Source organism: Methylosinus sp. H3A, from assembly GCF_015709455.1.
Classification (GTDB): domain Bacteria; phylum Pseudomonadota; class Alphaproteobacteria; order Rhizobiales; family Beijerinckiaceae; genus Methylosinus.
Genome location: NZ_JADNQW010000010.1, coordinates 1 through 20,326, shown reverse-complemented (window position 1 = coordinate 20,326; position 20,326 = coordinate 1). Strand labels below are relative to the sequence as shown.

The following is a 20,326-nucleotide window of genomic DNA, read 5'->3' as shown; positions in this document are numbered from 1 at the left end:
TAGCCGCCGGGCTTCAGCACGCGAGCAGCCTCGGCGAGAAAACCGAGAATCTCTCCAGGCCACAGATGTTCGATATTCTGTCCCGAAAAGACGATGTCGCAACTCGACGAGCCGACCGACTCCATATTCCCTGCCGTATTGACGATCCACGTGACATTTGCCGGAAGCGTTTCCGGCCGCGGCAAATAATATTCTAGACCAATGTGTTCCCGCACGGGTCCATAGCACTGTCGATCCATTCGAAATACCAGAGACCGGAACATCCGGCGCTGAGCAAACGTTCCGCGCCAGGAGGCATCTTCCTGAGCAACGCGCTTCTGACGGCATGGAGCCATAGATTTATGTCGGTCGCAAGGCTTGCGGCATCTGTTGTGTCACTTTCCGGAGCTTTCCTGGTTTCCGAATATGTTCCGATTCCCGGAATCACGGCCATGCGCGCAGTAATTGGCGCTCCGGCGTCAATGCACGACACAAGACATCACAAATGCGCGCCACATCCGCTCGGGTCAACCTCTCGTGAGTGGGAAGGCTCAGGCCCGTTTCCGCGCAATCGGTCGAGTTTCGTAGATCATGCCCGGCCTGCCGGTACGGCGGAAGGACATGCATGGGATAAAATACCGGTCGCGTCTCTATTCCGTGAGCATCGAGCGCCGCCAGGACTTGGTCTCGAGAGAGCGCCGCATCCGGCGCTATCTTGATCGTGTACATCCAAAACGAGTGTTCTGCCCAAGGCTCGACATAGGGACGGATCACGTCGACATCGGCGAGCGCTTCGTCGTACCATGCAGAAAGTTGCCTTCTGAATGCGAGCGCCCGATCGACGCGCTCCAACTGCGCCAAACCAATAGCGGCGGCAATGTTGGTCATGCGATAATTATAGCCGATCACGGGAAACCAATATCGCCGCGCCGGATCCATACCCTGGCCCCTGAGCAGACGAAGTCTGCTCGCCAATTCATCGTCGTCCGTCACGACCGCTCCGCCCTCGCCGGTCGTGATGATCTTATTTCCAAAAAAGCTGAAGGTTGCGCACTTGCCTAAACTTCCGACCGGACGCCCCTTGTACTTCGCGCCATGGGCTTCCGCCGCGTCCTCCACGATAAAGAGGCCGTGCGCATCGGCGATCTTTTGAATTTCATCCATGTCGCAGGGCTGACCAAACAGATGAACGACGACGATACCCTTGGTTCTAGGAGTGATTTTGGCCTCGATCGCGGCGGGGTCGATGTTGAATGTGCGAGGCTCCGCAGTCGACGAAAACAGGATTGGCGTTGCAGTACCGGACGCAGTTGGCCGTGGCGACATAAGTCAAATCAGGGACGATGATTTCGTCACCTGCGCTGACGCCCAGCGAAACGAGCGCCAGATGCAAGGCGGTGGTTCCGTTGTTGCAAGCGACCGCGTGCCTGACGCCGCAAAGCTCCGCGAACCGACGTTCGAACGCGTCGATGAACTTTCCATGTGAGGAAATCCAAGTCGATTCTAGGCACTCCCGCACATACTGCATCTCGTTCCGTCCAGCAAAGGGCTGGCGATCGGAATTCGTTTGTTGAAATAGGACATGCGGACTCACCTTTCACTCGACGGCTCTTTGCTTCGCGGCTTTGCCGGCACACCTATAGCTTCGATCCTTGCGGCAGATCTCTCACGACGACGCCACCGGCGCCGACCACCGCATGATCTCTAATTTTGATGTTCGGCTTGACATAACGGCTCCAGCCATGACGACGACGCCTCTCCAGATCCGGGCGGACGGCGATATCGTCGCCGCGGGATGTATGACGCTCGGCAGAACGAAACCCTTTTGCAGGAGAGCCGCGCCGATCCTCATTCTGAGGCGGCCTTCGCCCAGAGCGACAAAAATATGGCGCACGCCCTCGGCGCGCATCACGTCCAACTGATCATCGCCGCCGATGATTTTGACGCCGAGCACTTCGGCGCCGCTGGCATTGGGATCGGTGCAGCCGACAGGTTCGAAAAGTCCCTGCGCCCGGATCGCTTCGATGACCACTTTCGCATGACCGCCGGCCCCGATCAGCGGCTCCGGTCCAGATACCGGGAGTTCTGTCACAATGCGACCCATCGATTTCCGCCTGACTGCTTTCTCGGCATGGCAATATCGGCGACGACCTCGCTTCGATATATCGTGAGACCGCGTTATTCGCTCTCCGGCGCGCGATCGGGGCCCCCATATCCCAACACTTCGACGGTGATGATCGAAGGCGCGTCGGAGCCTCCGGCGCCGGCTTGCGGCGTGTCCACCGCCTTGGCCGCCGCGCCCGCCTGGCTGGACGCCGAGGTCAGCGCGCCGACATTCGGCCCGGTCGTCACTGTCGCCAGGCCCGAAACGGTTCCGCCGGCCTGAGCGTTGTAGGCGTTGGTGACGCGCTGCGCGACGATGGTGAGATTGCCCGCGGCCCGCACGCCGGCCGCGCCCAAATCCACCGTGCCATGCGGCGCCGAGAGGAAAGCGTTGGAAAGGCTCGGATCCTGCGTCGGCAGTGTGACGATCGCGCCTATGCCCGCGCCCGTCACGAGGCCCTGCGGATTGACCGAGCAATAGCCGGTCGAATAGAGGCACACTTGGCTCAGCACCGGATTGGAGACATAGGTCTTCGGCCCGGAGCCCGCGTTTATGTCGCCATTGCCGCTGAACAGCTCCACATTGCCGCCCTGCTGCGTCATGATGCGGCTCTGGTTCACCAGCACCGACTGATCCGTGTAGATGCGGATCGCGCCGCCGCGCAGCGTCAATATGCCTTCCTCATTGGGCTTCTTGTCGTCGCGGCCGGCCGAGCCGACGCGAATGCCGCCATCGGGCCCGATAATATTGATGTCGCCGCCCATTTGCGTCTCGACCAGCGCGAACGGCATGATCAGGCTCCCGATCGCCGAAAGGTCGGAGCCGCCGCTGCCGTCATTCGCATAGCCGAGGCTCTTGGGAACAGCGTCCCGATCGCCTCATAAGCGCGCGCATATTTCAGATAATAGGAGCTCGACGCATTGCGATAATCCGTCGCCACCTGCGTGAGGAATTGCAGAAAGGCCTTGTCGACGAGGAGATGCTGATGCGTCGCGTCGAGCGTCTGGAACGTCGTCCAGGCCTGATCGCGCGACTGGCCGAGGCTGGCTGCGATGAAGGAGAGGAAATCTATGCCGGTCGTCCTGGCCGCAGCGGGATCGATATAATGCGAAATCGCCGCGGCGTAATCGACGCCATTGGCGATTCCATAGAGCATGTTGATATCCGCGCCTTCCGCCGGCAGATAGGTTTTCAGCGTCGCGGTTCCGCCGCCGGAGCCATTGCCATAGGTGACGACGCCGAAGGCGTAGAAGCTGCTGCCGCCCAGCGGCTTGCGAATATTGCGGCCGGCCTCGATGAGGAGCGCGCCGGGGCCATAGAGAGAATATTGCCCGTAATATCGCGACCGGCGACGACGCTGGTCACATCCGCATCGGTGAAATTGAGGCCGGTGAATGTGAACCCGCTGCTGCTGCCTATGTCGCGGCCAACGAGGATCCGCGCCGGCCGCTCGACGTTGAGGGTCCCGTCGAGATTCAGGCCCGCGCTGATTTGCACCGGCTCGCTGTTCGTCAGCTCCGACGGCGCGAGCATGTAGAAGGAGTAGCCGAGCGGATTGATATATGAGGATTGGTTTTCGATGGTATTGACGATCTGCTTCGCCAGAGGAGCGTCCACGGTCAGGCTGTTGGTGATTTTGATCGAACCCGCCGCCGCGAGGGACAGGCTCGCCGTGTCGCGCCCATTGCTGTCGGTCGGATAGGCGAGGATCGTCCGCACGCCATTGGCGTCGACGCTGATATCGCCCTGCAGCGCGGCGATTTCGAGGCGCGGCGGCAGCAAGGTGGACGCCATCGCGTTGCGGCCGGCCAGCAGCGTCATCGCATTCACATTGCCGGCGAGGGTCGAGAGCGAGAGGCCCGCCTGCGCGCCATAGCTGGTGAAGGGACTGCCCCAAGTGTCGGTAGTGGCGGTTGTTCCCGGCAAATAATTTTCGCCGTCGCTTGTGTTCATCAGGAACGGAATGTAGGCGCCTGTTCGACCAAACAGCGCCGTCGCCGGGTCGAGCAGCGTCCCGAGCGTGAGATCGCCCTTGGCGGCGACGGAGATATAGCCCTCCTCGACCGCCAGCAGCAGCGGATAGGGGGCCGCATCCTTCGCGCTGGTGATCGGATTGTCGACGGTCTGCTTCACGGAGCCGCCGACCTCGATGCGGCCGGAGCCGCGTCCGACCAGAAAGGCGCTGGAATTGAGATCGCCGCCCGCCTGCACGAGCAGATTGCCGCCGCCGTAATAAATTGCGTGCGGCGGATCGGCGGCGGTGAAGCCGCCGGCGACGATGAGCGTCTCCGGGATGGAGGCGGCGACATCGATGATGTCGCCGCCCGCCCGCAGCGTGATATTGCCGCCGCCGAGTGCGCCGAAATTCTGGAAGAAGCTCGCATAATTGACCCAGGCCGAGGTCTGGCAGGCGGCGGAGCCGGCGACAGAGCAGCCGGAGAAAGGCGTGCTGTCGCCGTCCGACTTGCCGAGGTGAAAGAACCAGTCGGACCACAATTCCTGGACCGTCGTGGCGGCGACGCCGATGATGGAGCCTCCGGCGGAAACGATGATCGACCCTCCGCCCGTTCCCCAGGCCGGCGTCGAGATCAGCCCGTTCGGATTTTTGTTATAGCTGCTGGAGAGGGTCGGCGCGGTGTAATCGGCGGGCGTCGTCGCGGCGGCCCCGGCCGTGTAGACGGCGCCTTGAACGAACGGGTCCGCGAATTGCACATTGCCTGCCGCCGCCAGCGTGATCGAACCCGTGCCGGTGCGCACCATGGTCGGAATGAAGACCGTCTTCGCCGGAGCGATCGGGTCCGCATAGGATGTGTGTCCATCGATCACTATGCTGGCCGCCGGCGCCTTGGGATCGACGACGCCGCTCCGCCCGACGACTGCATTGGGATCGACCGAAGAGGCGCCGCCCACGCCGAAATAAGCCCCGGCGACGAAATCATAGGACGAGCTGGCCCCGAAGCTCACGGGCATCAGCGTCGCCGCCGAAGTGGTGTTGTAATTCGCGATCGTGACCGCCGCGCCGAGGTCATTGGTCGTGACATTATTGGCAGGATTATTGGCGATGGCGTTGCCGGGCCCCGCCGCGGCGCTCCCCGCGAGGACGATCTCGGGCGTTTCCGCGATGTTCGGAAGATAGGGCATCGCCCCGAGCCACAGCGCCGTCTTGCCGACCGTGTTCGTGGCGTCGCCGTTGACGCCGCCCGGCTCGACCTTGTTGCCGACGTAGTAACCGGACCAACTACTATAGGCGGTTCCGGCATAATAGGTGTGATAGTCGGTCGAAAATTGTGCGGCGGTTTCGATCGCCCCGCCGGCATAGACGCCGCCATAGACCGGCGGGATGGGCGCGAGAATGGTCGAAGGATAGGTTCTCGGATCGACGCCGCTATTGGCCGGCGCCTGACTGTATAGGGTGTAATAGCTCGTGATATAGCCGCCCATCTTCGCCGCATAGGCCTGATACGCGCTGGCATATGCGGCATAGCTCTGATAATGCGACGGATTATTGTCGAAATTGGTCAGATTTTGCGTGACGCCGTTCACCGAGCTCGCCGGCGTCGCGAAAGTCTGCGTCGCTTCGTCCGGGACGCCGGCGACGCCCGCGACATAGTGCGAGCCCACATAATTGGCGTTATAGGCCGCCACATAGGCGGCATAGGACGAATAATGCGTGGGATCATTGTCGAATGCGCCGGAGCCCGAGGCGTTGGTCGTGATATAGAGCGAGCTCGCGCCGCGGCCGATAGTGTCGATTCTGCCGAGCAGAGAATTCGAATAATCATAGTAATAGAGGGCGTACCAAGTGTTTTTATCGAGCTGATTATAGGAGGACGGGAAAGAGGTGGGCGGCGCGGCGATCGACGTCATCCCGGGCATATAGGCCGATGTGCCGTAAGTGTTCAGCGCAGTGTATCTGCTCGTCGCCTCCGCGAGGGAGGGATACCGGCTTGTCAGATCGGCCGCGACCGCGGCGGCGAAGAAGGGATCGCTCGTCTCGTAGAAGCCGTCGCTGATCGTCGCATTCACCTGGATATTGTTGACGGCGCGCAGGGTCAGCACGCCCGGCTCGCCGCCATTGGTCGTCCGGTAGAAGAGATTGAAGGCGGTCGTCGCCGCATTGTAGACGCCGGCGCCGAGGTTCCAATTGGAGGCGACGGTCACATTGCCGCCATTGACGCCGGCCGACGGATTGACGAGATCGATTTCCGGCCGCAGATGCAGCGAGCTCGAGGGCAGAGCGGTCGCCGGCTTGTCGCCGATCCGCAATTTGGCTCCCGCGAAATTGGCCGCCACCGCCGCCGCATTGCCGCTGAACGGATTCTGGACGAAATTCAGCAGCGTGTTCTGGTAGAAGCCGACATGCGGCAGATAGGCGCCGCTGGCCGGCGCCGCATAGGTCGAGTTCGGATAGAGGCCGGATATCGCCGAGATGATCCGCGCGCCCGATCCGTTGAAGAAGCCGGCCGGGTCGATGATCCCGTCGAAATGCCGCTGTATCTGCGCCTGCTGCGCCGCCGTCAGCGCATTATATTGCGCGACGCTCGTGATCGCGCCGCAGCCTCCGGAAATCAGCGTGCAGGAATCGGTCGTGCTCCACACTGCGAAAGCGTCGAGCACGACGCCCTGGCCGCTGGCGTTCCCCTTGGCGTCGGCATTGGTGACGAGCGTGCCCTTGAAGCTCACATTGACATTGTCGTTCGTCAGGATCGGCGCGCGCACCACGACCGCGCCGCCAGTATTGTCGACGCCCGCGCCGCCAGGGCCGCCTCTCACATCGAGGACCGCGCCGCTCTCCACGACGATCGCTCCCGAGCCGGACACATTCTGATACCCATAGGTCGCGTTCAGCGTTCCGTCCGTCGCGCCCGTCGTGCCGAGCGTGATCGTTCCGCCGCGCTGGTTCAGCGCGCTTTCGCCATTGGCGTAGCCCGGATCGTCCTTCTCCGCCGCGACATAATGCGCGTCGAGCGTCGCGTCGGACCGAATGAGAACGCCCGTGGCGCCAGGATCGGTCGCGGCTTTCGTATTGGTTCCGGCGCCATAGAGGGTGACGCCGCCGCTCGCCGAGCCGCTGGCGTCGATCGTTCCGCCGACGACGACGCTGCCTTGATTGGCGACGAGCAGAACTTCGAGCGAGTTCAACGTCACGCCCGTCGGCACGACAATGTCGCCCGGCTGATAGAGAGACGCGGCGAAGCGGCGCGTGAAGCCGCCCCAGGCAGATCGCCGACCAGCGTCCCCGTGCTCAGCACGAAGCTTCCGCCCGTATCCTTGTATTTGGCGGAGCCGTCGAGCGTCCCCTGCAGCGTCGTCGTTCCGGTATTGGAGGTCGTGATGGAGACTGCGCCCGCATAGCCGGGGCCCAACGACCCGTCGGGATTCCTCGCGGCCGAGACATCGACCTTCGCGCCGCGCGCGATCGTCACATTTCCGGCCTGCGAGACGAGCTTCACCGCGCCGCCCGGCGCATATTCCGTGCTGTAGCCGAGCACGACGCGCGTGCCGGCGGCGTTCACCAGGGCGCCGTCGGAGAGCGTCACGTCGCCCTTCGTGGCCTTCAGCGACAGGCTTCCCGCTTGCGCCGTGATCGTGCCCGAGTCGAGGATGCTCGCGGCCGTCAGCGACAAGGAGCCGCCGATCTCGGTCGCATCGACGGGGCCACCGCGCCCGTCGAGCGAATGTGCAGGGCGCCGCTCGTCGTCAGCGCCTGCGTGGAGCCCTTGGCGGCGATGACATTGGGCGAAGACAGCACGACGTCGGCGACGCCGGCGCCATTGCTCACCGTCAGCGCGCCGGAGCCGACGAAACGGATCGATTTGCCGGCCTGCAGCGTGATCGTCCCGAAGCCGTTCGCCGTCATCGTCCCGGCGTTCTGCGTGATCGTCTCGCCAGCGATAAAGTTCAGCTTTCCGTCGCTTCCCGAAAGGCCGTTGACCGTCGTCGAAGCGCTTCGCGTGTTGGTCAGCGTGATATTGGAGGCGTACACGCTGGTCTCGCCGCCCTCGCTGTAGAAGCCGCCGCCGTCGAAGACGATCTGCCCGATCGGATGGGCGGCGTCGCCGATGGAGAGGCCGCCGACATCGTGGAAATCGAAGGCCGAGGCGCTGCGCAGGCGAAGGAGATCGGCGCCGGCGAAATTGGCGATGTTCGCATCGGTCAGCGCGAGGCCGCCGGAGGCGCTGGCGCCGCCGAAATCGATCGCCTTGGCGGCGAGATCGAAGGCTTTGGCGGTGAGCGTGGCGGCGCCGATGCGATTGACGCCGCTCGAATCGATGGTGAGCGCGGCGACGCCGTCGATCGTCACGCCCTTGGCGGCGACGTCGACGAGCATCGACGTTCCCGGCGCCGTTCCGATCAGGATCGAACCGTTCTGCGCCGTCGCATTGCTGCGCGTGACGGAAACCAGAGAGCCGGTCGAGACGCGCAGCAGCGCGCCGTCGCCGGCGATGGTGATCGCGCGGTCGCCGCCGCTCGGCGCCGCTCCGACGGCGGAGATCGCGGCGCCGTCGTCGACGCGAATGCCGCCGCCGCCCGCCTTGGTCACGATGAGAAGCTGCGGAGCGCTCAGCGAATGCTCGGCGTCATTGGCGATCTCGATGTCGGTCGCGACGCCCGTCACCGCGAGATTGCCCGAGGAATCGACCGCCGACGTGCCGCCGATCAGCAAAGTGGTCGCGCCGACCTCGTCGAGCCGGTCGGCGTAGAGCTTCAGATAGCCGGACACGCCCGCCGGAACCGCCGAGTCCTTGGCGCCGAGGACGAGGATTTTGGCGGCGCTGACCGCCAATTGGCCGCCGACGCCGACGATATCCGACGCGAGCGGGCTCACCCCCGCCGCAAAGCCGAAGGAGCTGCCCGGATCGAGCGAGAGAGAATTGCGGGCGGCGAAGGTCAGGGCGCCGCCGTCGACCGGCGAGGCGGGAATGGCCGTGCCGGCGGTGAGCGCGAGATTGCGGATGAAGCGCGCGCCGGAGGTGATGTCGATCTGCGAATATTGTGACCAGGTCGATTGCGACTGCAATTGGAACAGCACGGTCTGCGAGGACCGCGTCCCGCTGATGACATTGGCGAAATTGCCGGTCACATAGAGCGATCCGTCCATCGACGCATAGCTCTGCGTCGCCGCGCTCTTCACCGATGTGGAGGCGACGGTGACGCGATAGGCCCCGGGCAAGGTCGCATACATGCCGGGCATCAGCGTGTAATAGCCCGCCGCTATGCCATTGCCGCCGGAAATATAGATCGCCGATCCGGCCGTCGCGTTCAGCAGGCTGGAGTTGAAGATCGTGGCTGCTTGTGAAGCGAATTGCGGTGCAAAGGCGAAGGTGGGATCATAGGCCGCGACTTTGGCGGAGGAGGTCGGAACGAGGGCGTAGACGGCGGAGCCGGCGAGCACATTGCGGCTGCCGCCGACGCCGGCGACGAATTCGCTGGCGTAGATGTCGCCGCCGCCCGCCAGATCAACCCTGGCTCCGGCCGATGTGGCGACATCGGCGCCGTTGAGCGTGATCGCCTTGACCGGGCTCGAAGTGAGGCTGAAGCCTTGATAATCATTAGAATACGACGTATTGCCGACGAACCACCTTTCGCCGTCGACCGTATAGCCGTAAGGGACGACCATTCCGGCGCCGGAGACGGAGGTGAGGCTCTCGGCGCCGAGCGTGACGCTCTGCGTCGTCGTCGTATTGCCGAGCGTGATCTGGCCGAAAGGCGCCCAGAGCGTGCCGTTCTGCACGATATTCTTGGCGTCGACGATGATCGCCCCGCCGGCCGAGAGCGGCTGGCTGGCGACGCCGGTCTGCTCGATCGTGATCGCGCCGCCGGCCTTCAGCGTGAAGCTGGTTCCGCTCGTCGGATAGATTTCCGCCGCCTTCAGCGTCAGATCCCCGGCGACGCCGAGCGAGCCGGTGAAACTATTGCTCGTCATAGAGCCGTTATTTCCTATCAACCGGATGGCGTCGTCGCTGGCAAACGTGACGGAGCCGAAGTTGTTGAACGTCACGGCGGCATCATTTTTGGGGGTGCCGACGTCGATCCATTGAGCCGAGATGGTCAGCGCGCCCGCGCCGGTCACGGCTGCGTCAGCGCCAGAAACCGATTTGAGCCACATATAGCCGGCGGTCAAATCCACGGTTCGAGCCGTATCGGAGGCGGCGCCGTCGGCGGGCAGCGAAACGAGAGCGCCGCCGAGGATGAGCGATCCGCGCAGATTGATCGACTGCGACCCGACGAAGGCGATCGACTTCTCGTTGAGCTCGATCGAATCGAAGCCGCTGCCTGTCAGCATGTCGATGCCGACAAAATGGCCGCTCTGCAAGGGCGCGTCCGACGCGAGCGCGGCGCTGACGACGCCCTCCGGCTGGACGAACATCGCATTGACCGCGCCCACATTGCCGTCGTTGTTCACACTGAGCAGAGAGCGGCCCTGCGGGTCTTTGATTGTCGGCGCATTCGCCTGAGGAATGCCGATCCGGAACAGACCTCCATTCGCCAGTTCCGCGCCGCCATGCGCACTGACAGTGCCGGCGAAATAGAGGGAAGAGGACCCGGTCATGCCGATCTGAAGCACGCCGCCGTCGCTCCATATCTTTTGCGTCGCGACGCGCGGCCCGAGCTGACCCGCGCCGGACGGAATCTCTATATCGGCCGAGGTTCCGTCGAGCAGGAAGCGCGAGCCGGCCTGCGCGATCACCGTCTCGCCGTAGAGGGTGATCGATCCGGCGTCGAGCGCGCTGCCAGTCCGATAGTCCGTCACGGTCGGATCGGCGACGAAGACGCCGCGCACATCGAGCGTCGCATCGGCGCCGATCGTGAGTCGCCGAGCCGCGACCGTCTGCGGCGACGACCCGGGGTTGCCCGTCGCGAGGACGCCGAAATTGGCCAGGACGATATCGCCGCCGGGCGCGATGATGTCTCCGAGCACGGTGACAGGGCCGGCGGCGGTCAGCGTCACTGTCGCCTGTTTTGTCGCATTGGCTTCCGCGATGATGCGCGCCCCGGCGTCGAGCAGCGTCCCCGCCGTCGTGCTCGGCCCCGTCCCGCCATAAATATAGCCGTATTCCTGCAGCGAGAAGCTGACTGGGTTGCGCAAGCCGTCGGGCGCGAGCCCGACCGTCGCGACATCGCGCAGCGACGCGCCGGTGGGCAGCGACAAGAGCGCGCCATCCGACGGGAGATAATTGGTCTGCCGCAAAAGCACGGTCGTGCCGGCGGTCACTGTCGAGCTGCCATAGACGCTCCACAGCGAATAGTTCGAGAAGCCGTTGTCGGCAAAGAAGCTCCCCGGCAGAACGATCTCGCCGGACCGCTCGCCGGACGTATATGACAGGGGCGCGCTCGTCTGTCCGTCGATCGTGATCGTCGGCGCCTGCAGGGCGAAGGTTCCGCCCGCGCCGAAGCCGTTGGAATAGATCGTTCCGCCCAGAACCACCGTCGCCGTATTGGGCTGATTGCCGGCCGTCGGCGCTCCGTTATAAGTCCCGTCTGAGTTTCCCTTGTCCCAGCCACCCGAGTAAGTGACCAAGGAAAGACTTCCGCCTTTGCCGACTGGCAGGCCATCTGAGCCGAGCTTCAATTTGCCGTTGGAGGCGACATAGCCGCCGCTCGACACGTCGATGACGCTGCCGGGCGACAGAATAATGCTCTGCGTCGCATCGACATTGTTCCTGCCGTTAACCTCACGCCGATAGGTCGCAGCCAAGGTGGTGATGCTGACCGAGCCGGCGTTGACGAAGGCGGAGCCCTGCAATTGCTCGCCGACAGCCCCGGCGTCATTGATCCAGAGCCCATGAACATCGAGAAGCGCATGCGATCCGATCACTAGATCCGGCGGGATCGAGGTCGGCGCCACGAGGGAGTGGACGTAAACATGGCCGGTCAGCGTGATCTTTCCGGCGGGCGCGATGATCGAGCCGTCGATCGACTCGACATTGGTCAGCGTGACCGAGCCGCCCGGCGCGACCTGCAGAACCGCGCCCGTGGCCATGTTCACGGTCGGTTGATTGATCCCGGAGTTTTGGATCGTGATCGAGGCGAAGCCTGTCTCGGACAGCCGATCGGTCAGAATGGGCAGGACCGAGGGCGCACGCCAGCTAGAGCCATAGCTGTAGGAGGAGAGGCCGTAAGGATCCTCGCCCGCGTCCGCGCTCGATTCGAGCAGATAGCTCGACACCAAGGCGTTCGCCGAGGCGATCGTCAGCGAGGCGCCGGACGGCAATTGCGCGAGCGAGGTCTGAACCGCCGTCCCGCCACCCTGCGCGCTGGCGCGCTGGCGCAGCCCCGTCACCGTCTCACCGAGGATCGTCCCCTCGAGGATCGGCGCCGCCGTGATCGACAGCGAGCCGGCGCTGGCGCCGGCGATGTAGCTCGGCTCGTAAGAGGCCCTGCTCAGCAGCGGATTGACATAGGTCTCGGTGACGCCCCAGCGTCCATGATCGGCTGTGAAGCCGCTTCCGGCCGCGACGCCGACATAGCGGATGCGATAATCGGCGCTCCCTATATCGTAGAAGCGGCCGTCCGCGCCGACGAGGCGCGTCGTGCTCACCGCCGAGCCCGTGTAGGTCACATAGCCGCCCGAGAGATCGACGATGGAGCCGGGCTGCTGGATGAAATGCGCCCCCGAGACGCTCACCGAGCCGCCGACCGTCAAAACCTCGTCGATCGACTTCGGGATCAGCTTGGCATAGCCGGAGGCGTCCACGATCGGCGAGCCGATCCAGGCGAGGCCGTCCGAGCGCGTGCCGGAGAGCCGCGTGTCGATTGTCACGCTCTTGCCGATGAGCCCGACGGCGAGCGGCGAATCGGCGATCTCGTTCGGCGTGACGAGGATGGTCACGAGGAAATTGGAGATCGGGACTCGAACATCGGCGAGGCCGGAGACGTCGATCGTCGCGCCGCTCTCGAGCAGCACATCGGATCCATCCAGATTCACCGCGGCGCTCGGCGCCCGCAGCAGCGAGCCGGGCTGGAAGTCGACGCCGGTTCCGCCGGCGGTTCCGCCGGAGATCGTGATCGTCGGCTGCAGGCTGCTCGTGAAATAACCGGCCGTCGCCGTGCCCGCCGGAACCGCGCCGCTCGTCTCGTCCGGCAGAATGGCGGTGACGCTGTCCGGCCCGAAGATGACGCTGCCGCCGGTGACCGCGAGATTGATCGAGCCGGGACGCGTGACGCTGGTCGTCGCCTCGAGCACGCCGAGCTGCTCGATCGCTCCGCCGGTGATCGACACATTTCCGCTCGGCGCCAGCAAGAGACCGTCGTTGGTCGCCGCGCCCCGGTAGGACACGGTGATCGTGCTGCCCTGCGAACGCGGGTCAGAGACGGCGATGGCCGTGTTCACGCCGGTCGCCGTCGACAGCGGCTCGCTGAGCGTCACCGATCCCTGCGCGGCGAGGATGATCTGGCCGTTCTTCGTCGTGATCGAGCCGGAATTCGTCACAGTCGGCCCGAGCAGCGCGACATAGCCGCCGTCGCCGGTCGAATTGACCGAGGTCTCGATCGACGCGCCCTTCTGCACGACGATCGCGCCGCTTCCGGCCGCCGCGATCGTATTCCCGCCGATCGTTCCCATGGCGAAGCCGGCAGAATTGCCGATTGTCGCCCCGCTGGTCGGCGCCGCGATCGAAAAAAGCCCCTGCCCGGCATTGCCGCCGACGAAATTATTGTTCGCCGCGATCTCGTTCGGCGGCGCATAGGCAGCGATATCGCCGAGACCGTCGACATGGAGCGTCATCTTGTTGTAGGCGGCGACCGCGTTGAAGGCGCTCGACGCAGGCGTTCCGTCTATGTCGAGCGAAGAGGCGATCAGCGAATGAACGTTGATCTGCGCGCCGGCGCCGAAAATAACGCCATTCGGATTGATGATGAGAACCGTGCCGTCGGCCTTGATCTGGCCGAGGATCTGGCTAGGCGCTCCCGTCGCATCGATTCGGTTCAGCGCGACCCAGCTCGCATTGCCCTGCTGGTCGTAGACGACCGTCGTGTTGGGCGAAACATTGTAATAGGCCCAGGTCATCACCGCCTGCGCGGCTGTCTGCTTGATGGTGACCGTGGTCTTGCCGTCGCTGGCCGACTGGGTCGGCAGATCGGCGTTGATCCAAAGAGACGGGGTCGTGGTGACGCGCGGATCGACGACGAGGCCCGGCAGCTTGCCATTACCGCCGACGGAGAGCCCGTCCGCGATGGAAGAATTCGTCGCCCCGGCAGCCGCGGCGCGCGCGGCCGCCTGCGCCGCCTGCATGGCCTGGATCGCCTGCGTCGCGCGCAGCAGCGTTCCCTGGCTCTGCTTGGCGATCGTCGCCGCCTGCTGCGCCTCTGTCGTCGCGGCGTCGACCGCAACGGTCGGCGCCGCCGTCACTCCCGAGGCGCGCCCCAGCGGCCGCGCCGCCGCGCCGTCGAGCCCCTGCAAGACGATCAGCGACAAAGCGACCGCGCTCGCCCCGGATAGCAGGACTCGGCGTGACGACCGAGCCGGCTGCCTTACGAGTCCGATCGCCGATGCCGTCGAATCTCGGCGGGCAGCCGAGCCCCAGTGATTTCCATGGGAATTCGGAGCGTGAGCGCGATGTGTCATGTCGATGCCATGTGTCTTTCGAGAATTGTCAGTGTGACGTTGGCGCGCCGGGCCAAGTCGCCGGATCGACGTTCGGCGGGTCGACGCTCCCCGGAGCCGCCACGTCTCTCTCGACGCCTCGGTCGGCTCCATTCGCCTGCGATCCGCGCAACCCCTCACGCAAATAGACGATGAGCTCCTGCGCCAGCTGGTCCCAGATTTCGACATGGGTCCGCAAATGGCTTCGCGTCACGCCGCCCACGATCGAAATATCCATGCAGAGCGCGAGGAACCGCCCGCTCAGCTGCAGTCGCGAAAATCGGCGCGCGACATTCCAGCCGTTGACGAGGTCTCGTGGAAGCTCCCCATTCACTTGAAGAATGGACACGAACGCCATATCGGCGAAACGCCTGCCTTCGTCGCCGGCCAGGCGATTGCCCGGTCGAATATCGAAGGCGAGACCGCTGGTCGCCGAGCGCAAATACGCGACATTCGCGACCGGATCGGACACGGTTTCGACGCGGTAGCCCGCCTGCTGGAGAAGATCTCGCAGATCGTCGAGCGTCAAGGATGTGACGAGGATCTCGGACATGAACGCCCTTCCAGGTGAAGTTACTTGCGAACGATGTCGAGCAGATTCGACAAGGCGATTTCATTGACGACAGCCGGACGCTTCTTCAGCAGCTCGGCGACATAGGCGCGGCGCAGCACGTTCGCCCGCTCGGTCCGCATTTGTTGCGCGAGCTGGTCGTGCGCGTCGGTGAGCGAACGCGTGTAGGACGCCTTCGTGTCGATCAGCTTGACGACGTGCCAGCCGTCGTCGAGGCGGATCGCCTCCGAAACCGCGCCTTTGGCAAGTCCCATCACGCGGCCGCGGATCTCCGGTCGAATCTGACCTTCCGACAACCAGCCCAGATCGCCCCCGTCACTGGCGTCATTTCCGGCGCGCGCCACCGCCATGAAATCGGCCCCCGCCGCTTTCAACTTGCGCTCGATCTCTTCGAGCGCCTTCTTCGCCTTATCCTCGGTCGCGCGGTCGCCGTCCTTCGGCGCCGAGACGAAAATATGGCCGAGCTGAAACTGCCGCGGAACAACGAAGACGCTCCGATTGGCGTCATAGGTCTTCTGCAGCTCCTCCTCGCTCGGGTAATTCGCCGGAGGTATCGAGACCGACTGCAGATAGAGCTCTACGAGCGCGCGCTCCCGCACTTGCTCGAGCTGGGCCGCTATATGCGGCTGTTGGTCCCACTTCTTCGCGATCGCCTCCTGCAGCACGACGCGCTCGTTGAGCATGAGACGCACCATCTGATTGAGCAGCGCCGGCTCTTTGGCGATCGCCGCCTGCTCGCGCGCGCCGAGCGTCGCGACATAGGCACGCAATTGCGCAGAGGTGATGTCGCTGTCGCCGACATGCGCGACGACGTCCTCATGCGATCTGCCGTCGACGTTCACGGCCTCCAGAGACGCTTTCGGCTTGCTCGCCGCCTGCGCTGCAGGTCTGAGCTTGGGAGCGAAGGCGCCGCCGAGGGGCGTTTCCGCCAGCGCACCCGCCGGCGAGCCGATCGCCGCCACGAGGCCGACAGTGCTTGCCACTCGGAGAAGGTTCGTAACGCGGAACAACACATGACTCATGGCTTCACCTTATGATCGATGATCTTGTCGTTGTAATCCTGCAGGAGATTTTGGATTTCGACGCGCCGCACGCCCGTGAGCGGCTCGCTCGCCACAGCGAGATCCGCGAAATTCGCCGCCTCATAGCGCTCCAGCAAATCGCGGCCGATCTTCGCCAGCTCCACATTCTTGGCGTTACAGCTCTTGACGTTCGCCTTGTATGCTGCGGCCTGCGCTTCGAATTTGGCACGCTCCGCGTCTTTGGCCCGCGCGACATCCGCGGCCTCCTCATACGCCGCCTTCCACTTCTCCAAGGTCTCGTCACGCTCTGCGATGTGTCGATTGAACTCCTCCACTGCTTCGCGATTCTGCTTCACGACTTGTTTGACTTCCGCCTTGGCCGCGCCGACCTGCTCCTTGAGTCGCACTCGTTCGCTCTCCACCTCAGTGAGCTTTGCCTGTAGCGCAGCGCGCTGATCCTCCAGCGCGCGCTGTTGCGTGATCGCGCCGCGCAGAGCCTCGCGAAGCCGGTCCGCTTCCGTGTCCGCTCGTGCGCCCGTGATCGTCGAGGCTGCGAGCGACACGGCGATAAAAAACATCGGAACTCGCATCATCAGAACTTCCCGTTGAGATCGACATGCAGAACGTCGACGGCGTAAGGGACCCCGGAGATGTTATTCGCACTCATCCAACGTAGCGACAGCCACACATTCTTGCCGACTCCGAGATTGCCGCCAACGAAATAGCCCTTCAGATTCGTGCCGCCGAGTCCGAAGTCCGCGTCGACGAACGCGTCCACCATCGCGTCCGATCCGAGATATTTATAGCCGGCGAAGACATTCCAATCCCAGAGACGACGAATGTCCCTATGTCCGACAGTAGCACTCGCGAGATAGCCGTATTTCCCGCCCACGTAATTGCCGGGGTACCACTCGTTGGCGCTTATCTGGAATGCCCCTGTCAGATTGTTCGCGAGAATATCCGGCCTGACCCTTCCGTCGAAAGCCGTGTTCACCAGATACTCGCCATCCAGAACGACATGAATCGGATCGAAATGTCCGAAGTCGACCTCGCCGGAGGCGACGAACGGCCGAAATTGCTGGGCAAGCCCGAAATATTGATATTGACTGGTCGTCCCGCCACTGTTCGAAGTGTCGCTGATGATCGAGCGCAGCGGCATGTAGGTATTGCCGCGTTGCGCGAAAGACGGCCGGGTCAGATCCGTGTGACACCCGTCCGATGCGCTATAGACGCGGCAAGGGCTCGACAATTCTCCCTGCACCTTGCTGAAATCATAATAGGCTGCGGCGATCTTGAACGCATAATCATCATCGAGCTTGGCGGCGACGCCGAGTTGCCCCGCGAAGAGCCATTTATCGTGGCTCGGCAGCTTCGTCGGAGGGCCGCCGTCATAGGCCGGCAAATTGACTCCCGCGTTCAGATCCGTGTTGAAAACCGGAAAGGCGCCACCGGCGACAAAAGACGTGATTCCTTCTGCGATCTCGTATTTGCCCTGCGCCGCGAAGCCGTCGAAGCCGATGTCTCGATACCAGACGAGATTGGTCGGCGACCAAAATGGATTATCCATTCGCCCCGCGGTGAGAGAAAATTCCTCGAGCGGCTGATATTTGAAGAAAGCGCGATCGATCCATAAGGAATATTTCGAGAAATTGCCGCCGTTCGCGCCGAAGGTCTGGTTCTGCGATACGGGCGAATTATTCTCGCCTCCCGCAAAGCGCAAGCCGGCAGAAAAGCCTTCGTGAAGATCGGCGGCCATTCCGAGTCGGCCACGAAAGCGGAATTGATCACGATTCTGCGTGACGTCATAGGTCGGATAGTAATAGGGATTGGTTTTGCTCACATCGTAGGGTGAGCCGGTATTGATCGCGTTGAAATTGACCGCGTCGTATTGATCGTTTCCGCTGGGATAGTAGATGCCGCGATATCGCAGGCGCATGTCGCCATAGAACCGGATGCGTGACGCCCATTCGGGATATTTGCCGGGGGAGGCCCAATTCTCCTTCTCGGCCTGCGCCATGACCTCTTTCTTGATGTCGTCGCGCAATTGCCGCTTCACCACCTCCGGCACATAGGTCACATGTTTGACGCCGGGTGGCGACGCGGTGGCCGCGGCAGCGGCCGCGACTTTCGCCGCATCCCCCGCTTTCACGGTCGCATCCTTCGCCGCCTGGCGCTGCACATAGGCCTCATTGGCCGCCTGTTCGACGAGCGATTTCGCTTGCTCCTCCGTCAGCACACCCTGCTTGACGAGAAGATTGACCAGATTGATCGTCGCATTGGGCGATAGCGGCTTGGCTCGCGACACTCTGGTTGGCTTCGGCTCCGCGGTCTTTCCCTCGTCCGCGGCATCCTGCGCGACAACCGGAGCCGAGCCTGCGCATGCGCAAAGAGACGCGACGAAGACCAACGAACTGCGACGCGCTCCCGACTTTCTCTCGAACATGAAACTCCCCAGCACTCTTCAGCCCCGATCCGTGGCTTCGATTGAAACTATCTGCGCCGATCAACTCGGACGCTGCTCGTGATCCGAATAATCATCGGCATCGGCATGCCTTTGGGCGGCGGCTCGCGCAGAGTGAGGTTTCCGAACACCTCGTTGCGGAGAACCGCGTCGAGCTCGGCGTCGCCGGTCGTTCCGTTGAGTTGCACTCTGGTCACGCGACCGGACTGATCGGCCCACAAACGGATATTGCCGCGCATCGTCGCTTTGCGCGTCCGTTTGTGCGCCTCGAGAGCGGAACGGAGCTGGGATTGCACCATGGACGCATACCAGCCCCATCCGCTTCCGCCGCCCGGGCCGCCATAAGGATTTCCGCCCGGCTTGCCGCCGAGATTGAACAAATCGCCGGGTCCCTGCGCTTTGGCGTCGAGCGAGAGCGGTCCTGGCGGCGGATCGTTCTTCGCATCCTTGATCGGCGCCTTCTGCGGCTCATCGACCGGCTTCGGCTCCTGGAACTCCGGCTGGTCGACCGTCGTCTGCTCGATGATCTTCTGCTCGGGCGGCGGAGGGGGAGGAGGCGGAGGAGGCGGCTGAAGAATATTGACGATCGACAGTTCGTGAATTCGGCGAGGCTGCGGAAGATCGTCATGTCCGGAAAGGACAACGACGACGATGATCGACAGAGCCGCGACACCGATCGCGATCGTCGCCCTATGGCGGCGCAGCCAGCCTCTCACAGACGCGTCATTGCGATGCTGGAAAGCTTCACGCTCCGGCGGACGATATCTTTGTCCAGTCCACGAATTCATGATGCCTTCTCCGAATTTCGCATGTGGTCGCTCACTTCACCAGCGGCTTGGTGGCGAGCCCCACTTGCGTAAGGCCGATACGCGACAAGAGATCTAGAACATCCATCACGCTTTGATATTGGGCTGCGCGTCGCCGCGCAGCACGATCGGAAACTCCGGCGTCAACGCCTTCTGCTGTATGAGCCGCTGCTCCAGCTCCGGCAGAGTGACGGGAATCGTGTCGAGAAAAATCTTGCCGTCATTGGCGATGGTGATCGCTTTAGTCGTTTGGGTGGCGAGACTCGGAGCGGCGGAGGCCTTCGGCAGATTGACCTTTTGGCCCTGCACCGTCGCCGTCGTCATGATGATGAAGATCACCAGCAGAACATAGGCGAGATCGAGCATCGGCGTGATGTTGATATCGTCATAGGGCTTGGCTTCGTCTTGCATCTTCATCGGCGTCACTCCCCCGCAATTCGCCGCTCGGTGAGGTCGAGCCGGTCTTCCGAATAGGATTCGGCCATGCGCGTCACGAATTCGTCGACGAAGACGTGAATGTCGCTCGTCAGATCTTTGATGCGGGAGATGAGATAATTGTATCCGAACAGCGCGGGATGGCGACGCCGAGGCCGGCGACGGTCGCCACCAGCGCCGCGGCGATGCCCGGCGCGATCGCATTGACATTCACGTCTCCGCTCGCCGCGATCGCCGCAAAGGTGATCATGACGCCGACGACCGTGCCGAGCAGCCCGAGGAACGGCCCGCCCGAGATCGCTATGGTCAGCACGACCATCAACCGATTCAGTTGTTGCGTCTCCTTGACGACCCCACTGTCG

At 63.3% G+C, this 20,326-nt stretch carries 14 protein-coding genes and 2 pseudogenes; all 16 read right to left on the bottom strand.

Annotated features, from left to right (window positions below; genetic code table 11):
• Positions 1-185, bottom strand: a 185-nt coding sequence (locus IY145_RS25390) for a class I SAM-dependent methyltransferase (protein ID WP_210332908.1), incomplete at its 3' end; no start/stop codon positions are given.
• Between the two features lie 238 nt (positions 186-423).
• On the bottom strand, positions 424-1,305 hold the full coding sequence (locus IY145_RS25110) for a DegT/DnrJ/EryC1/StrS family aminotransferase (protein WP_281433712.1): 882 nt from the start codon (positions 1,303-1,305) through the stop codon (positions 424-426).
• Positions 1,190-1,507, bottom strand: a complete 318-nt coding sequence (locus tag IY145_RS26695; RefSeq protein ID WP_409455337.1) for an aminotransferase class I/II-fold pyridoxal phosphate-dependent enzyme — start codon at positions 1,505-1,507, stop codon at positions 1,190-1,192. Before IY145_RS26695 ends, IY145_RS25110 begins: the two co-directional genes overlap by 116 nt.
• 138 nt (positions 1,508-1,645) lie before the next feature.
• Positions 1,646-2,083 (bottom strand): hypothetical protein, encoded by a 438-nt coding sequence (locus IY145_RS25105; protein WP_246722459.1) that lies wholly within the window; start codon positions 2,081-2,083, stop codon positions 1,646-1,648.
• Between the two features lie 74 nt (positions 2,084-2,157).
• The gene (locus IY145_RS25100; RefSeq protein ID WP_196410970.1) at positions 2,158-2,874 is read right to left on the bottom strand and encodes a filamentous haemagglutinin family protein; all 717 of its coding nucleotides are present in this window, start codon (positions 2,872-2,874) and stop codon (positions 2,158-2,160) included.
• A gap of 2 nt (positions 2,875-2,876) precedes the next feature.
• Positions 2,877-3,239, bottom strand: coding sequence for a hypothetical protein (locus tag IY145_RS25095; protein ID WP_196410969.1), 363 nt, complete (start codon positions 3,237-3,239; stop codon positions 2,877-2,879).
• 35 nt (positions 3,240-3,274) lie between these two features.
• Positions 3,275-7,243, bottom strand: coding sequence for a hypothetical protein (locus tag IY145_RS25090; RefSeq protein WP_196410968.1), 3,969 nt, complete (start codon positions 7,241-7,243; stop codon positions 3,275-3,277).
• The gene (locus tag IY145_RS25085) at positions 7,228-7,710 is read right to left on the bottom strand and encodes a hypothetical protein (RefSeq protein WP_196410967.1); all 483 of its coding nucleotides are present in this window, start codon (positions 7,708-7,710) and stop codon (positions 7,228-7,230) included. Before IY145_RS25085 ends, IY145_RS25090 begins: the two co-directional genes overlap by 16 nt.
• The gene (locus IY145_RS25080) at positions 7,701-14,501 is read right to left on the bottom strand and encodes a filamentous hemagglutinin N-terminal domain-containing protein (protein ID WP_196410966.1); all 6,801 of its coding nucleotides are present in this window, start codon (positions 14,499-14,501) and stop codon (positions 7,701-7,703) included. The genes IY145_RS25085 and IY145_RS25080 overlap by 10 nt, the downstream gene beginning before the upstream one ends.
• 178 nt (positions 14,502-14,679) lie before the next feature.
• Positions 14,680-15,222 carry a YbjN domain-containing protein gene (locus IY145_RS25075; RefSeq protein ID WP_196410965.1) on the bottom strand — a complete coding sequence of 181 codons (543 nt, stop codon included), beginning with the start codon at positions 15,220-15,222 and terminating at the stop codon, positions 14,680-14,682.
• Positions 15,223-15,242: 20 nt separating this feature from the next.
• The gene (locus IY145_RS25070; protein ID WP_312030676.1) at positions 15,243-16,223 is read right to left on the bottom strand and encodes a peptidylprolyl isomerase; all 981 of its coding nucleotides are present in this window, start codon (positions 16,221-16,223) and stop codon (positions 15,243-15,245) included.
• Between the two features lie 35 nt (positions 16,224-16,258).
• Positions 16,259-16,852, bottom strand: coding sequence for a hypothetical protein (locus tag IY145_RS25065; RefSeq protein WP_196410974.1), 594 nt, complete (start codon positions 16,850-16,852; stop codon positions 16,259-16,261).
• A 2-nt stretch (positions 16,853-16,854) separates the two neighbouring features.
• Entirely contained in the window at positions 16,855-18,705 is a 1,851-nt protein-coding gene (locus IY145_RS25060) for a putative porin (protein WP_196410963.1), read from the bottom strand.
• Between the two features lie 47 nt (positions 18,706-18,752).
• Positions 18,753-19,511 (bottom strand): energy transducer TonB, encoded by a 759-nt coding sequence (locus tag IY145_RS25055; protein WP_246722458.1) that lies wholly within the window; start codon positions 19,509-19,511, stop codon positions 18,753-18,755.
• Between the two features lie 31 nt (positions 19,512-19,542).
• A pseudogene (locus tag IY145_RS25050) lies at positions 19,543-19,946 on the bottom strand (ExbD/TolR family protein).
• 5 nt (positions 19,947-19,951) lie between these two features.
• Positions 19,952-20,326, bottom strand: a pseudogene (locus tag IY145_RS25045) (MotA/TolQ/ExbB proton channel family protein); the annotation flags it as partial.

Coding starts and splice junctions, on each gene's coding strand:
- IY145_RS25110 (WP_281433712.1), bottom strand. CDS start 1,305: ATGTCGCCACGGCCAACTGCGTCCGGTACTGCAACGCCAATCCTGTTT.
- IY145_RS26695 (WP_409455337.1), bottom strand. CDS start 1,507: ATGCAGTATGTGCGGGAGTGCCTAGAATCGACTTGGATTTCCTCACAT.
- IY145_RS25105 (WP_246722459.1), bottom strand. CDS start 2,083: ATGGGTCGCATTGTGACAGAACTCCCGGTATCTGGACCGGAGCCGCTG.
- IY145_RS25100 (WP_196410970.1), bottom strand. CDS start 2,874: ATGCCGTTCGCGCTGGTCGAGACGCAAATGGGCGGCGACATCAATATT.
- IY145_RS25095 (WP_196410969.1), bottom strand. CDS start 3,239: ATGCTCTATGGAATCGCCAATGGCGTCGATTACGCCGCGGCGATTTCG.
- IY145_RS25075 (WP_196410965.1), bottom strand. CDS start 15,222: ATGTCCGAGATCCTCGTCACATCCTTGACGCTCGACGATCTGCGAGAT.
- IY145_RS25065 (WP_196410974.1), bottom strand. CDS start 16,852: ATGCGAGTTCCGATGTTTTTTATCGCCGTGTCGCTCGCAGCCTCGACG.
- IY145_RS25060 (WP_196410963.1), bottom strand. CDS start 18,705: ATGTTCGAGAGAAAGTCGGGAGCGCGTCGCAGTTCGTTGGTCTTCGTC.
- IY145_RS25055 (WP_246722458.1), bottom strand. CDS start 19,511: ATGAATTCGTGGACTGGACAAAGATATCGTCCGCCGGAGCGTGAAGCT.